The 14519-nt window shown below is 63.8% G+C and carries 12 protein-coding genes; 5 read left to right on the forward strand and 7 right to left on the reverse strand.

The window, feature by feature from the left end; translation table 11 throughout:
* Positions 1-2: 2 nt before the first annotated feature.
* From AOQ71_RS08645 to AOQ71_RS08665, 5 genes are all read right to left on the reverse strand, one after another.
* Positions 3-320 (reverse strand): HPr family phosphocarrier protein, encoded by a 318-nt coding sequence (locus tag AOQ71_RS08645; protein WP_057744504.1) that lies wholly within the window; start codon positions 318-320, stop codon positions 3-5.
* Positions 317-718, reverse strand: coding sequence for a PTS sugar transporter subunit IIA (locus AOQ71_RS08650; RefSeq protein WP_007597752.1), 402 nt, complete (start codon positions 716-718; stop codon positions 317-319). Before AOQ71_RS08650 ends, AOQ71_RS08645 begins: the two co-directional genes overlap by 4 nt.
* Positions 719-925: 207 nt before the next feature.
* On the reverse strand, positions 926-1420 hold the full coding sequence (locus AOQ71_RS08655) for an HPr kinase/phosphorylase (protein WP_245316808.1): 495 nt from the start codon (positions 1418-1420) through the stop codon (positions 926-928).
* Positions 1417-3207, reverse strand: coding sequence for a sensor histidine kinase (locus tag AOQ71_RS08660; protein ID WP_057744507.1), 1791 nt, complete (start codon positions 3205-3207; stop codon positions 1417-1419). Before AOQ71_RS08660 ends, AOQ71_RS08655 begins: the two co-directional genes overlap by 4 nt.
* 195 nt (positions 3208-3402) lie before the next feature.
* Positions 3403-4104: a response regulator transcription factor gene (locus AOQ71_RS08665; RefSeq protein WP_027535781.1), complete on the reverse strand. Its 702-nt coding sequence runs from the start codon at positions 4102-4104 to the stop codon at positions 3403-3405.
* A gap of 240 nt (positions 4105-4344) precedes the next feature.
* Here AOQ71_RS08665 and AOQ71_RS08670 point away from each other — a divergent pair, with 240 nt between their 5' ends.
* The 3 genes from AOQ71_RS08670 to AOQ71_RS08680 all read left to right on the forward strand — a co-directional run bounded on the left by AOQ71_RS08670 (position 4345) and on the right by AOQ71_RS08680 (position 9661).
* A complete protein-coding gene (locus tag AOQ71_RS08670; protein WP_057744509.1) occupies positions 4345-5091 on the forward strand; it encodes a HugZ family pyridoxamine 5'-phosphate oxidase in 747 nt (248 codons plus the stop codon).
* Positions 5092-5169: 78 nt separating this feature from the next.
* Positions 5170-7764: a CHAT domain-containing tetratricopeptide repeat protein gene (locus AOQ71_RS08675; RefSeq protein ID WP_057744512.1), complete on the forward strand. Its 2595-nt coding sequence runs from the start codon at positions 5170-5172 to the stop codon at positions 7762-7764.
* A 280-nt stretch (positions 7765-8044) separates the two neighbouring features.
* Positions 8045-9661 carry a phosphoenolpyruvate carboxykinase gene (locus AOQ71_RS08680; RefSeq protein ID WP_057744515.1) on the forward strand — a complete coding sequence of 539 codons (1617 nt, stop codon included), beginning with the start codon at positions 8045-8047 and terminating at the stop codon, positions 9659-9661.
* 172 nt (positions 9662-9833) lie between these two features.
* Here AOQ71_RS08680 and AOQ71_RS08685 read toward each other — a convergent pair whose 3' ends face one another.
* Positions 9834-10649 carry an acyl-CoA thioesterase gene (locus AOQ71_RS08685; protein WP_057744517.1) on the reverse strand — a complete coding sequence of 272 codons (816 nt, stop codon included), beginning with the start codon at positions 10647-10649 and terminating at the stop codon, positions 9834-9836.
* 189 nt (positions 10650-10838) lie between these two features.
* A complete protein-coding gene (locus AOQ71_RS08690) occupies positions 10839-13364 on the reverse strand; it encodes a glycogen/starch/alpha-glucan phosphorylase (RefSeq protein WP_057744573.1) in 2526 nt (841 codons plus the stop codon).
* Positions 13365-13570: 206 nt separating this feature from the next.
* On the opposite strand from AOQ71_RS08690, the gene AOQ71_RS08695 reads away from it, so the two are divergent.
* Together AOQ71_RS08695 and AOQ71_RS08700 are read left to right on the forward strand one after the other, a co-directional pair.
* Positions 13571-13816: a hypothetical protein gene (locus AOQ71_RS08695; RefSeq protein WP_057744576.1), complete on the forward strand. Its 246-nt coding sequence runs from the start codon at positions 13571-13573 to the stop codon at positions 13814-13816.
* A 168-nt stretch (positions 13817-13984) separates the two neighbouring features.
* Complete coding sequence (locus AOQ71_RS08700) at positions 13985-14416, forward strand: hypothetical protein (protein WP_057744520.1); 432 nt, start codon at positions 13985-13987, stop codon at positions 14414-14416.
* Positions 14417-14519: the final 103 nt, after the last annotated feature.

Below are 14519 nucleotides of genomic sequence, written 5' to 3' on the forward strand. Positions count from 1 at the left end.
GCCTACACGCCCTCCTCGTTGAATTTGCTTTCAACGAGTTCAGTGATTGCCGCAAGCGCAGCTTCCGCATCAGTGCCGGCTGCCGCGACCGTGATCGTGGTCCCCGGTCCTGCGGCAAGCATCATCAGGCCCATGATCGAGGTGCCGCCGACGGTCTCGCCGCCGCGCGTCACCCACACCTGCGCGTTGAAGCGCTCCACCGCCTGGACGAATTTCGCCGAGGCGCGGGCGTGCAGGCCGCGCTTGTTGATGATCAGGAGCTCTTTGGAGATCGCGCCGGCGGGCGCGCCCGCCCCGGCTTGTGGCGCGTCGTCGCTCATTTGCCGGCGAGCACGCGGCTGGCGATGGTGACGTATTTACGGCCGGCTTCCTGAGCCATCGCGATCGCGTCCGGCAGCGGGCGCTCCTCACGTACCTTGGCGAGCTTCACCAGCATGGGCAGGTTGATACCCGCGAGCACTTCGACCTTGGGCCGGCTCATGCAGGAAATCGCAAGGTTCGACGGCGTGCCGCCGAACATGTCGGTGAGGATCGCAACACCGTCGCCTGAATCGACGCGGTTAACCGCCTCGATGATGTCGCTTCGGCAGAGATCGGAATCGTCTTCAGCGCCGATCGTAATCGCTTCGATTTGCTTTTGTGGACCCATCACATGCTCAAGCGCCGCCTTGAATTCGTCGGCAAGGCGCCCGTGGGTCACAAGTACTAGACCAATCATCGGAAAACTCCCGCGGGCGCTTTTGGTGCGCCGCACGAACGCGCCACTTTGACCATCCAGAGCCCCCGCGCAAGAGGGGATGTTGCGTATCTCCCTGAATCTAGACGGATGGATGAGGGGAGCTGCGCCGGTCTACTCGGTCGCGAGTGTGGGGTTCATATGGTTACCATTTCCCTTCAAACAATCGGCTGAAGCGTTAGTCGAAGGTTAACTCTTGGTAGTAGTCACGGCCGCAACAACCAAGGGAAGGGGCGAATAGCCGCGGCCAACAGGGATTCGCGGTATTTCGACACCGAAAATTGTGGTTTTCAGCGATTCCGGCGGCGGCAGTCGCTCGGCGTCTTCGGCGTCCAGATCGACCACGAGGCCGACCGTCGCATGCTCCACGAAGTCGCAGCGGCGGATTCCGAGCCCGCGAATCTCGATCAGGCCAGCCAGGACACGGACGGGGCGCACTTCAATTTCCTGGCCAACTGTCGCCAGATGGACACGGTCGTCGCCGACCAGGACGGAGCTTTCGACCACCCCCGAACGGCCCGCCATGATCAAATCGAAGGCAAGGCGCGATTTGCCGGCGCCGGACGGCCCGCGGATCAGCACCGCCCACGACCCGACCTTGACCGCGGAGGCGTGAACGCTCGGCCCGCCGTTGTTCAACCTGCCTTCGTTCAAACTGCCTTCGTTCAGGCTGCCTTGGCTCATAGCGCCGGCAGCCTCACCACGAAGCGCGCGCCGGCAACCGTCGGTGCGCCGTCTTCGTCGGCGGGGCCGGCGCGGTTCTCGGCCCAGATCCGCCCGCCATGGGCGTCGACGATCTGCTTGGAGATCGAGAGGCCGAGGCCGGAATTCTGGCCGAAGCCCTGGTGCGGCCGGTCGGTGTAGAAGCGCTCGAAGATGCGCTCCAGCGCGTCGTCGCGGATGCCGGGGCCGTCGTCGTCGACCACGATCTCGATTTCGCCGCGGACCCGGCGGCAGGTCAGGCGCACCTTGCTGCCGGCTTCCGAAAAGGATTGCGCATTGGAGAGCAGGTTGGAGATCACCTGACCGAGCCGCGAATCATGGCCGCTGACAGCGAACGTATCGGTCGGGCTGCGGCCCTCGAAGCGCGCCTCGACGGCGACGTCGTGGCCGAGTTTTGTTTCATTGGCGACCGCCACCAGCGTGCCGAGCAGCCGCTTGAGATCGACCGGGATCGCATCCTGGCGCTGCAATTCGGCATCGAGCCGGCTTGCGTCCGAGATGTCAGAGATCAGCCGGTCGAGCCGCTTGACGTCGTGCTCGATCACTTCGAGCAGGCGGGCGCGGCTGTTCTCATTGCGCGCCAGCGGCATGGTCTCGACCGCGGAGCGCAGCGAGGTCAGCGGGTTCTTCAGTTCATGGGCGACGTCGGCGGCGAACATCTCGATCGCCTCGATCCGCTTGTAGAGCGCGCTGGTCATGTCGCGCAGCGCCCCGGAGAGATGGCCGATCTCGTCGCGGCGGCGGGTGAAGTCGGGAATCTCGACGCGGGTCTTGATGCGGCGCCGGACGCGTTCGGCACTGTCCGCGAGCCGGCGCACCGGGCCCGCGATCGTGCTCGCCAGCAGCAGCGACAGCATGATCATCACCGCTGCGGCGACGCCGCCGACCTTGAGGATCGCGAGGCGCTCGGCCGTGACCATCCGGTCGATTTCGTCGCCCTGGGTCGACAGCATGAGCGCGCCGCGAATGGCGCGCGAGCGCTGCACCGGGACGGCAACCGAGACGATCACCTCGCCGCGCGAATTGACCCGCACCATCGAGCGCTTCTGGCCCTGGAGCGCACCGGCAACTTCGACATAGCCATTGCCGTTTTCGCGTCCGAGCTCGCGATAGAGCGGCAAGTCGCCGCGGTTCAGCCAGGTGCGCACCGCGGCCTTGACGCGCTCGATCACGCCTGGTTTTTCCGACAGGGGCGGCAGCGGAAAGCCCCGAACGACATCGAGATCACGGCTGTCGAGCAGCACGCTTCCGTTGGGATCGAAGATCCGCGCGCGGGTCTTGGTTGGCGAGATCAGCGTGCTCAACACCGGCGCCACGCGCTCGGGGTTGATCGGAAAATCCAGCGAATCATCCACTCCGCCGTAGCTCTCGCCCAGCTTCAGGTCGAGCAGCCGCTCGGGATCGACGGTGATCGCGTTGGTCTGCACCGTTGCGGATGCCCCGATGGCGCCGGCGATGATCTCGGCCTGCACCAAGAGGCTCTGCGCGCGGGCGTCGATCAGGCCGGCGCGGAACTGCGACAGATACAGGATGCTTGCGACCAGGGCGACGAGGCCGGCAAGGTTGAGCGAGACGATGCGGCGCGTCAGGCTCGAGAACGACAGTGCGAAGAAGAACTGTCCGGCGCGCTTGAGCCAGTTCAGCGGTCCCCAGCCTCTTGCAACCGGCTTGTCCTCATGGTCCGAGGCGCCGCGGGACGCAATGTCCTCGGCGTTCGAACTCTGATCGGGCTGCGTTCGGTCAAGCAATGCTTACGCCCGCGTTAGGACGGTTCGTTGCAACGGTTTTCGCATCCTAGAGCATGATCCGGAAAAGTGTGCAGCGGTTTTCCGAAAGATCGTGCTCAAACAATAACCTGAAGCGCGAATGCGCTTCAGAGCATGCCCGGTTCTGATGGAATCGGAACCGGCGCAGCCCTCAGCTGTCGTGAAGGCGCCAACGCCTCAGGCTTCCTTGAAGCGGTAGCCGACGCCGTAGAGCGTCTCGATCATCTCGAAATCGTTGTCGACCACCTTGAACTTCTTGCGCAGCCGCTTGATGTGGCTGTCGATGGTGCGGTCGTCGACATAGACCTGGTCGTCATAGGCGGCGTCCATCAGCGCGTTGCGGCTCTTGACCACGCCGGGCCGGGTCGCCAACGCCTGCAGGATCAGGAATTCGGTGACGGTCAGCGTGACCGGCTCGTTCTTCCAGGTGCAGGTATGCCGTTCCGGATCCATGCGCAGCAGGCCGCGGTCGAGCGCCTTGGCGTCGTTCTCCTTCGGCGCGACGGTCGGATCCTTCGGCGCCGAGCGGCGCAGCACCGCCTTGACGCGCTCGACCAGCAGGCGCTGCGAGAACGGTTTGCGGATGAAATCGTCCGCGCCCATCTTGAGGCCGAACAGCTCGTCGATCTCCTCGTCCTTGGAGGTCAGGAAGATCACCGGCAGGTCGGATTTTTGCCTGAGGCGGCGCAGCGTCTCCATGCCGTCCATGCGCGGCATCTTGATGTCGAGGATCGCGAGATCAGGCTGGGTGGTGCGGAAGCCGTCCAGCGCCGAGGCGCCGTCGGTGTAGGTCATGATGCGGTAGCCTTCGGCTTCCAGCGCGATCGAGACGGATGTGAGAATGTTGCGGTCGTCGTCGACCAAAGCGATTGTGGGCATGAGCCTCTGCTTTCTGCTTTCCGTTTGGGTCGTGGCTTTAAACGGCGAGCAATCCAGTGATGCGCCGCATACATGGGTGCCGAATTGGCATTCGAACCTTGTCACCGAGCAATGCAAGCTGGGCTGAAGTGTGACCAAGTTCCACGAAACACGGCGGATTCGCCGCATATCGACCCATAACCGGGCTCGGGTTTACCCGAAAAAAGGCCCGCCTTGCAACCACCTGAGCCGAGAAAGCCCATGCAACCGACCCCCGATTTTGTTCCCCAACAGCTCGCCAAATCGCTGCTCAGGCGCTCACGGCAGGGCGCGCTCGCAACCCTCATGGCTGGCAGCGGCGATCCCTATTGTTCCCTGGTCAATCTGGCGAGCCACCCCGACGGCTCGCCGATCCTGCTGATCTCTCGATTGGCGGTCCACACCAGGAATATCCTCGCCGACAACAGGGTCTCCCTGATGCTGGACGAGCGCGCCTCCGGCGATCCGCTGGAAGGCGCCCGGATCATGCTGTCGGGCCGCGCCGAGCAGGCTGAGAATGAGAAGGATTTGCTCCAGCGGCGGTATCTCAATGCCCATCCGTCGGCAGAAGCCTTTGTCTCATTTAAGGATTTTTCGTTCTTCCGGATCATCCCTTCGGGAACCCATCTGGTCGCCGGGTTTGGCCGGATTGTCGATCTCAAGCCCGAGCAGTTCCTCACGGACCTCGCCGGCGCTGAGGACCTGCTGGCGGCGGAGGCGGGCGCTGTCGAGCATATGAATGCCGACCACCGCGAGGCCATGGGCCTTTATGCAACGAAGCTGCTGGGCGCGGCCAAGGGCGATTGGCGGTGCACCGGCTGCGACCCAGAGGGCCTCGACATGCAGGACGGCCAGACCGCGTTGCGGCTCGATTTTCCGGAGCGGGTCACTGATGGCACGGAGTTGCGCAAGATGCTGGTCCGCCTGGCGGGCGAAGCGCGCGCCAAGGTGGGCCAAAAGGCGGACTAGCTGCGACACATTTTGAACGTCGCCTACCAACGCTGCGACCCAAGATCGTGATCGGTCCGAGGTTGGCAGCGAGGGTTCATGGTAAGTCGTCGTTTGGCATTGGTCGCAGGCCTCGCGCTTGCGATCGCCGCATCCAATGCCACGCCCGGCCTCGCCCAGACGGGCAGTCTGACCGCGCAGAGCGCGCGCATCAATGCACTGAGAACCGCCGGCAAATATTCCGAAGCCTTGCCGCCGGCGCAGGCCATGGTGGCTGCGCTTGAGAAGACCGGCAATAACCGTGATCTCGCCGCCGCACTCAACAACCTCGCGCAGATCTATGCCGACCAGGGGCACGACGATCAGGCTGAGCCGATCTACAAGCGTGCCATCGCGCTGATGGAGAAGGGGACCGGCCTCGACAGCGTCGAGATTGCGCCCGTGCTGAACAATCTCGCCGCGCTCGATCAGCGGCAGGGCCGCTTTGCGGATGCAGAGCCGCTGTTCAAGCGCGCACTGGCCATCCGCGAGAAGGCGCTCTCGCGCGAGCATCCCGATGTCGGCCAGTCCCTCAACAATCTCGCCACGCTCTATGTGAAGCAGGAGCACTTTGCGGAGGCCGAGCCGCTGTTCCAGCGCGCGCTCGCGATCTATCAGAAAGTCGGCGGTCCCGAGCATCCCGCGGTCGCGACGCTGCTGAACAATCTTGGCCAGCTTGATCGCGATCTCGGCCGTGATGCCGAGGCCGAGGCCCCGATCAAGCGCTCGCTCGCGATCCGCGAGAAGGTGTTGGGAGTTGATCATCCCGACGTCGCGCGGTCCCTGAACAATCTCGCCGGACTCTACGAACACCAGCAGCGCTATGCCGATGCCGAGCCGCTCTATCGCCGCGCCCTTGCCATCCGCGAGCATGCGCTCGGGCCCGATCATCCCGATGTCGCGACATCGACCGGCAATCTCGCTTATTTCCTCGATGCATCAGGGCGAATTGCGGACGCATTGCCGCTCGCGGAAAAAACCCTCGCGGGCGATCGCGCGCAGCTGCGTGTGGTGCTGCCGATCCTGTTTGCCGCGCGCCAGCAAGCCCTGCTGGCTGATGACAAGGTGCTGGACGAGGCGCTGGCCGCGATCCAACGTGGCACGCAATCGTCCGCCGCTTCGGCCGTGAACAAGCTTGCAGTCAGGCTTGCCGCAGGCACCGACCGGCTCGCCGAGCTGGTGCGCAAGGACCAGGATCTCGTGGCTGAATCCGACGCCCTCGACAAGGCGATCGTCGCGGCCGTGTCGAAGTCATCGGCGCAACGCGACGTTGCCTCCGAGCAGCGCAGTCGTGCGCGGATCGCGGCGATCGCGAGCGCGCGCGCGGCGTTGCAGAAGGCGCTTGCCGTCGAGTTTCCCGACTACGCCTCACTCTCCAATCCGCTGCCCCTGACGGTCAAGGACGTGCAGCCGCTGCTGTCGAGCGATGAGGCGATGGTGCTCTATTCCATCGTCGACAAGCGCGGCTATGTCATCGCCATCACGCGCGAGAGCGCGGAGTGGAAAGAGATTCCGCTCGGCGCAGACGCGCTGGCCCAGAAGGTGAGCGCGGTCCGCAGAAGTCTCGATGTCGGCAAGGCCCGCGATGGCTCCGGCAAATCAGGCTTGTTCGACCTTGCGCTCGCCAACGAGCTTTATGTCACGCTGCTCGGTCCCGTTGAGGCGTTGATCAAGGACAAACGCAGTCTGCTCATGGTGCCATCGGGCGCCCTGACCGCGCTGCCGTTTCACCTGCTCGTCACGGAGCCGCCGCAAGCTGCGATCCCGGATACGCTTGACGGCTATCGCAGCGCGGCCTGGCTGCTGCGGCGTCACGCCGTCTCGGTGCTGCCATCGGTCGTCAGCCTGAAGTCGCTGCGGGCTTTCGCGCGCAAGGACGAGGGCGTCAAGCCGATGACCGGCTTTGGCGATCCCGTGTTCAATCCCGCCGAGGGTGCTTCTTCCGATCGGCGTGCAGCAACCGGAAAAGTTGCCGCGCGCAATATCGCGACATCAGCCTATACCGACTTCTGGCGTGGTGCAGGCGTCGATCGTGCGCGGCTCGCACAGGCGCTGCCGCAGCTTCCCGACACCGCAGACGAATTGGACGCCGTCGCGAAAGACGTCGGCGCGAGCGATGCCGACATCCATCTCGGCCGCGACGCCAGCGAGACGACGCTCAAGCGTGCAGCGCTTGCTCAATACGGCATCATTTACTTCGCGACCCACGGCCTCGTCGCCGGCGATATCAAGGGTGTAGGCGAGCCGTCGCTTGCGCTCTCGATTCCCGATCAGCCTTCCGAGCTCGACGACGGTCTGCTCACGGCGAGCGAGGTTGCGCAGCTCAAGCTCAATGCAGATTGGGTCGTGCTGTCGGCTTGCAACACCATCGCTGGCGACAAGCCCGGTGCCGAGGCGTTGTCCGGATTGGCGCGCGCCTTCTTCTACGCCGGCGCACGCGCGCTGCTCGTTTCGCATTGGGCCGTGGATTCAGAAGCTGCCACGCGCTTGACCACTTCGACTTTCGATCTGCTCAAAAACGAACCAGGAATCGGTCGAGCCGAAGCCCTTCGGCGCGCGATGTTAACCTATGCTGATGATCCTTCGTCGCTGCGCAATGCGTATCCCGCGATGTGGGGGCCATTCGCGCTGATTGGCGAAGGCGCCCTACGATAGAAGAGCACGGCATTGTGCATCGCAAAACATTCGATAACGCCGAAAGCGGCAATTGGTTGCGCGACCATTGGTGGATTTTCGATGCGCACGTACAGAGCCGACATGCGCGACGTTTGGCGCGGTCCTTGAATAAACCAAATCCTGCGGGATCAGCTTGGCAACGCCAGCGTTCATCAGTATTAGGTCATCCAACCGAGGCCAATCGGCCTATAATTCATGGTGACCGCGATGGCGCCAAGCTTGGTCGCGCAGTGTGTCGCGGGTTCTAGGAGGATTTTTCGTGCAAGAGACGGGCGTGCGCAACGGTGCCTTCGGCGCCGACAAGTTCGGCTTAAAGAATCTCAAGCAGGTTCACTGGAACCTCGGCGCGCCGCAACTCTATCAATACGCGCTCTCCGCGGGCGAGGCGGTGCTGTCCGCCGACGGTTCGCTCTGCGCTGATACCGGTGAGTTCACCGGCCGCAGCCCGAAGGACAAGTTCACGGTGCGTGATGCCACCACCGACAAGAAGATGTGGTGGGCCGGCAATCAGTCGATTACATCTGAGCAGTTCGAGACGCTGTATCAGGACTTCCTCAAGCATGCCGAAGGCAAGCGCCTGTTCGCGCAGGACCTCTATGGCGGCGCCGATCCGGCCTACCGCATCAAGACGCGCGTCTTCACCGAGCTCGCCTGGCACTCGCTGTTCATCCGCACGCTGCTGATCCGCCCCGAGGCGATCGAGCTGCCGACCTTCGTGCCGGAGCTCACCATCATCGACATGCCGAGCTTCCGCGCCGACCCCAAACGTCATGGCTGCCGCTCGGAGAACGTCGTCGCCATCGACTTCGCCCGCAAGATCGTCCTGATCGGCGGGTCTTATTATGCCGGCGAGATGAAGAAGTCGGTCTTCACCACGCTGAACTATTATCTGCCCGAGCGCGGCGTGATGCCGATGCACTGTTCGGCCAATGTCAGCCCCAAGGGCGACACTGCGATCTTCTTCGGTCTGTCGGGCACCGGCAAGACCACGCTCTCGGCCGATCCGAACCGCACCCTGATCGGCGACGACGAGCACGGCTGGGGCCCGAACGGCGTCTTCAATTTCGAAGGCGGCTGCTACGCCAAGTGCATCAAGCTCTCGAAGGAAGCCGAGCCGCAGATCTACGCGGCGTCGACCCGCTTCGGCGCTGTGCTCGAGAACTGCGTGCTCGACGAAGACACCCGCGTGGTCGATTTCGACGACGGCTCCAAGACCGAGAACACGCGTTCGGCCTATCCGCTCGACTTCATCCCGAATGCGTCGCGTACCGGCCGCGCGCCGCAGCCCAAGAACGTGGTGATGCTCGCCGCCGACGCCTTCGGCGTGTTGCCGCCGATCGCAAAACTCTCGCCGGCGCAGGCGATGTATCACTTCCTCTCCGGCTATACCGCCAAGGTCGCCGGCACCGAGCGCGGCCTCGGCAACGAGCCGCAGCCGGAATTCTCGACCTGCTTCGGCTCGCCCTTCCTGCCGCTCGACCCGTCCGTCTACGGCAACATGCTGCGTGATCTCATCGCCCAGCACAATGTCGACTGCTGGCTGGTCAACACCGGCTGGACTGGCGGCAAGTACGGCACCGGTTCGCGCATGCCGATCAAGGTGACGCGCGCACTGCTGACTGCCGCGCTCGACGGCTCGCTTCGCAACGTCGAATTCCGCACCGACAAATATTTCGGCTTCGCGGTCCCGACCGCGCTGCCGGGCGTGCCCAGCGAGATCCTCAACCCGGTCAACACCTGGAAGGACAAGGACGAGTTCGACAAGACCGCCCGTGCGCTGGTCGGCATGTTCCAGCAGAACTTTGCCAAGTTCGAAGCCCAGGTGGATGCGGAGGTGCGCGCAGCGGCTCCGGATGTGAAGCTGGCGGCGGAGTGAGCTCTCAGGGTTTGAAGTGCAAGGGGCGGCCGCGAGGCCGCCCTTTTGTTTTGTGTACGCTCTCTCCATTCGTCATTGCGAGCGCAGCGAAGCAATCCAGAATCCCTCCGCGGAGATAGTCTGTATTGCTTCGTCGCAAGAGCTCCTCGCAATGACGGAGTCTGCGGAACAGCTACGCCTTGAAATACGCGATCTGCGTGCTGGTCGCGAGCAGCCGTCCGTTCGGCGACCACAGCTCGGCGTTCTGGTCGGCGTAGCTCTTGTGCATGATCTTCGAATCGGCCGTCGCCAGCACGCGCGTGATGTCCTCAGCCGCGAGCTCCTCGCTGTCGGTGTGGAAATAGGTCGTCAGCGACACCGTGCCGAACGGCACCAGCTCGCGCCTGGCGTGGAAGATGCGGCCGAAGAAGGCGTCCGACATCGACGTCAGCGACAGCATGTCGAGCTTGCGGGGTCTGCGATCGCTGATCCAGATTTTCGAGTAGGTGCTGGCGAGCTCGGCCTGCGGCGGGCCGAGCCGCATCTCGCCCTCGACGAAACGAAATTCGTACTGGTTGGCCCAGGATGCCTGGATCTTCGGGAAGGGCAGCGTCTGCTCGAACGGCCTTGCGTCAGGGTATTGCGCCACCCTGTGCTCCCAGGACGGCCGGCGCTCGGCGAATACGGCGGTGGCGAGCGTTGCGACATCGCCGCCGCCCTGCGACAGCTCGACGCTCCAGTGCTGGCTGGAGCGGTTGGCCTTCACCAGGCGGATGTCGAGATCGAACGGGCCCTTGGCGATCGGCGCGCAGTAATTGACGGTCAGCGCCAGCGGATCGCCTGCGGCTTGCGGATGCTCGATCAGGGCGCGCAGGATGGTTGCAGCGGTGGCGCCGCCGAACGGACCGACGAAGGCCCAATAGTCGTCGCTGGTGTGCCCTTGCCAGTGCGAGTCACCGGCGGTGATGCGAGTCGCATCGTCGAAGGGATGCGGGAGCTTGGCGTGCATCTGTCTCCATCCGTCATTCCGGGGCGATGCGAAGCATCGAACCCGGAATCTCGAGATTCCCCGGTGCGCAATTGCGCACCTGCGGTTCGGCTCTGCGAGCCGCCCCCGGAATGACGGCCATCATACCACAGCCATCGCCCGACTGTGCAATGACCTCGCAGGTAACGCCGCTTCCACGCTGCGGAAATATCACCCCGTGGCGTCGCGCCGTTCCTCGGCAGTCTGGAACGGCGGCGTGACCGGATTGACCGGCACGTTCCAGATCTCTTCGGCATATTCGCGGATGGTGCGGTCGGAGGAGAACCACGCCATGCGAGCGACGTTGAGGATGGAGGCACGCGTCCAGGCCGGCGAGACCAGCCAGCGCGCATCGACCGCGCGCTGCGCCTCGTAATAGGAATCGAAATCGGCGCTGACCATGTAATGGTCGAGATAGCGCAGCGCATGCGCGATCGATTCGAAGCGGCCGGGATCGCCGGGCGAGAACTCGCCGGCGCCGATCGCGTTGATGGCGCGCTGCAGCTTCGGTGAATTGCGGATGACGTCGGAGGCATCGAGCCCCTGCTTGCGCCGGATCATCACGTCGCCGGCCTCCATGCCGAAGATCGCGATGTTCTCCGCGCCGACCTGGTCGCGGATCTCGATATTGGCGCCGTCGAGCGTGCCGATGGTGATGGCGCCGTTCAGCGCCAGCTTCATGTTGCCGGTGCCGGACGCCTCCATGCCGGCAGTGGAGATCTGTTCGGAGAGGTCGGCCGCTGGAATGATCACCTCGGCGAGACTGACATTGTAGTCCGGCAGGAAGACGACCTTCAGCTTGCCGCCGATGGCGGGATCGTTGTTGACGACTTCCGCGACGTCGTTGATCAGCTTGATGATCAGCTTTGCGTAGCGGTAGCTCGCCGCCGCCTTGCCGGCAAAGATCTTCACCCGCGGCACCCAATTGCCGTTTGGATCGTCCCTGATCGACTGGTACAGCGCGACCGTCTCGATGATATTGAGGAGCTGGCGCTTGTATTCGTGGATGCGCTTGATCTGCACGTCGAACAGCGCGGTCGGGTCCACCTTGATGCCGAGCCGCTCGCCGATCAGGCGCGCCAGCGCGGTCTTGTTGTGGAGCTTGACGCTACGGAATTTCTTCTGGAATTCGGCGTCGCTGGCGCGGGCCTCGATCAGCGAGAGCTGGGTCGGATCATCCAGCACGGCCTCGCCGCAGGTCTCGCGCAAGAGCTCGGTGAGCTTCGGGTTCGCCAGCATCAGCCAGCGGCGGAAAGTGATGCCGTTGGTCTTGTTGGTGATACGGCCGGGATAGAGATGGTTGAGATCGTGGAATACGGTCTCTCGCATCAGGTCCGAATGCATCGCCGAGACGCCGTTGATGCGGTGCGAGCCGACGAAGGCGAGCTGGCCCATGCGCACGCGGCGGCCGCTCTTCTCGTCGATCAGCGAGACCGAGGCGCGGAAGTCGATGTCGCCGGGGGCGCGGGCTTCGGCGAGCGCCAGATGCTGCACGTTGATGCGGTAGATGATCTCGAGATGCCGCGGCAAGAGACGCTCGAACAGCTCGACCGGCCAGGTCTCCAGCGCTTCGGGCAGCAGCGTGTGGTTGGTGTAGGACAGCGTCGCGACGGTGATCTTCCAGGCCTCGTCCCAGCGGAAATTATGGAGGTCGACGAGGATGCGCATCAGCTCGGTGACGGCAAGGCTCGGATGGGTGTCGTTGAGCTGCACCGCGACCTTGTTCGAGAGGCTGCGCAGCTGGCCGTCGGAGGCGAGATGCCGCTTGATCAGGTCCTGCAGCGAGGCAGAGACGAAGAAATATTCCTGGCGCAGCCGCAGCTCGCGGCCCGCCGGACTCTCGTCGTTGGGATAGAGGAATTTGCAGATCGCCTCCGCGCGCGATTGCTCCGCGCTGGCGCTGACATAGTCGCCCATGTTGAAGGCGTCGAGCTTGAGCGGATCGGGCGAACGTGCAGACCACAGCCGCAGCGCGTTGACGTGCTGGCCGCGCCAGCCGACGATCGGCGTGTCATAGGCGATCGCCTGCACGGTCTCACCCGGATGCCAGATCGCGCGGTCGCGGCCCTTGTCGTCGACATGCTCGACGCCGCCGCCGAAATTGACGTCGTAGATCACTTCCGGCCGCTGCAATTCCCAGGGATTGCCGAAGCCGAGCCATTCGTCCGGATATTCCTGCTGCCAGCCCTGATTGATGATCTGGCGGAACAGGCCGTAATCGTAGCGGATGCCGTAACCGATCGCGGGGATCGACAGCGTCGCCATGCTCTCCATGAAGCAGGCGGCGAGACGGCCGAGGCCGCCATTGCCGAGCGCCGCATCCGGCTCGCATTTGCGCAGCTCGGGCAGCGACACGCCGAGATCGCCGAGCGCGACCTCGAAGATCTTCAAGAGCCCCATATTGTTGAGCGCGTCGGTGAAGAGACGGCCGATCAGGAATTCGAGCGACAGATAATAGACGCGCTTGCGGCCCGCGTCGTAGCTGCGCTTCTCGGCCGACAGCCAGCGGTGCACGATGCGGTCGCGCAGCGCCAGCGCCGCGGCCTGGTACCAGTCGTGCTTGGTCGCCATGCCCGCGTCCTTGCCGATGGCAAGACGCAGCTTCGCCAGGATCGCACCCTTGATCTCCGCCAGCGCGAGCTCGTCGATGGGCTGATCGGGGGCGGGGAAATTTGACTGGAACGATTGATCTTGCAAGGCCGTCACTTCCTGGTCGACAGAAACACCACTGAACCCTACGCAACCTGCCCTTTGCCGGAACCATGACTGGCGCGGCAATGCACTGCGCTGGCGCAAAATTATGCAAGGAACGGGCCGCTTTGGGAACCCGGACCAGCACGGAGAAACGCCGATTTGGTGCTAGACTGGGCGCAAATTCAGCCATCACTGTGGAGGAAGCGCCCATGAAGCCACTGATGCGACTGCTGATCGAAATCGCCGCCGCTGCTGTTCTCGTCGTCTGCATCACCGCTTCCAGCGCAGCCTTCGCCGCCGACAGGCCCGGGCGCAGCGCCGATGGCCTCAGCTGGGCCGTCTCGCTCCCACAAAACGCAACGCCTGCGCAGCGCTGCGCCGCCATCAAGCGCCAATGCGGCGGCAAGTTTTACGCGAGCGCGTGCGGGGACAAGTTGATGTCCGCGGCGAATTGAGGGGGGCTGCTGGCGCAACACCACTGGTGTCGTCCCGGCCTTCGCCGGACGACATTGTGAAGCGATCAGAACGAATTAAGAACACTTTAGCAAGTCTTTGATATATCATTATGATTCGGCGCATTGCCGACACAATATCTAGGGTCTGACGTCAGTCGCGAGGACTACATGTCCACCATTGCCTTCGATCAATTTGCCCTCACCCGGATCGCCGATTTTGCGCGGTCGCTGTCGCGGCTGCATCAGGCGGCGCGGCGCCAGAGGATCGACGACGACCAGTTCGACCGCGAGTTCAACGCGGTGTGCCAGTCGATCTGGGGCTACACCATCGACGATATCAGCGACGATCTGTTCTCGGTCGAGGATCATCATTTCCTCGACACGCTCGACGAAGCGCATGCGCGCATCTTCGCAGCCGAGCAGGGCTATGACCTCGTCAGCGAGACCGGCATGCTGACCGACTGGTGGGGTTTCTGCTGGATGATCCTGGCCGAGAAGCGCGGCCTGCTCACGGCCGAAAACCGCGCCGCCGCGCGCGCGGCAATCGAGGAGAAATATCTGGCCGCGCCGAATGTGATCGGGGTGATTATCGGGAGGTAGAGGCTTGCTCGCCGTCATTCCGGGTTCATCGCTGCGCGATGCCCCGGAATGACCAATCAATCCAATCCCGCCCGCCTCGCCGATTTCGCCTGCGTCTTCGGCG

It is taken from the genome of Bradyrhizobium manausense, from assembly GCF_001440035.1.
GTDB lineage: Bacteria > Pseudomonadota > Alphaproteobacteria > Rhizobiales > Xanthobacteraceae > Bradyrhizobium > Bradyrhizobium manausense.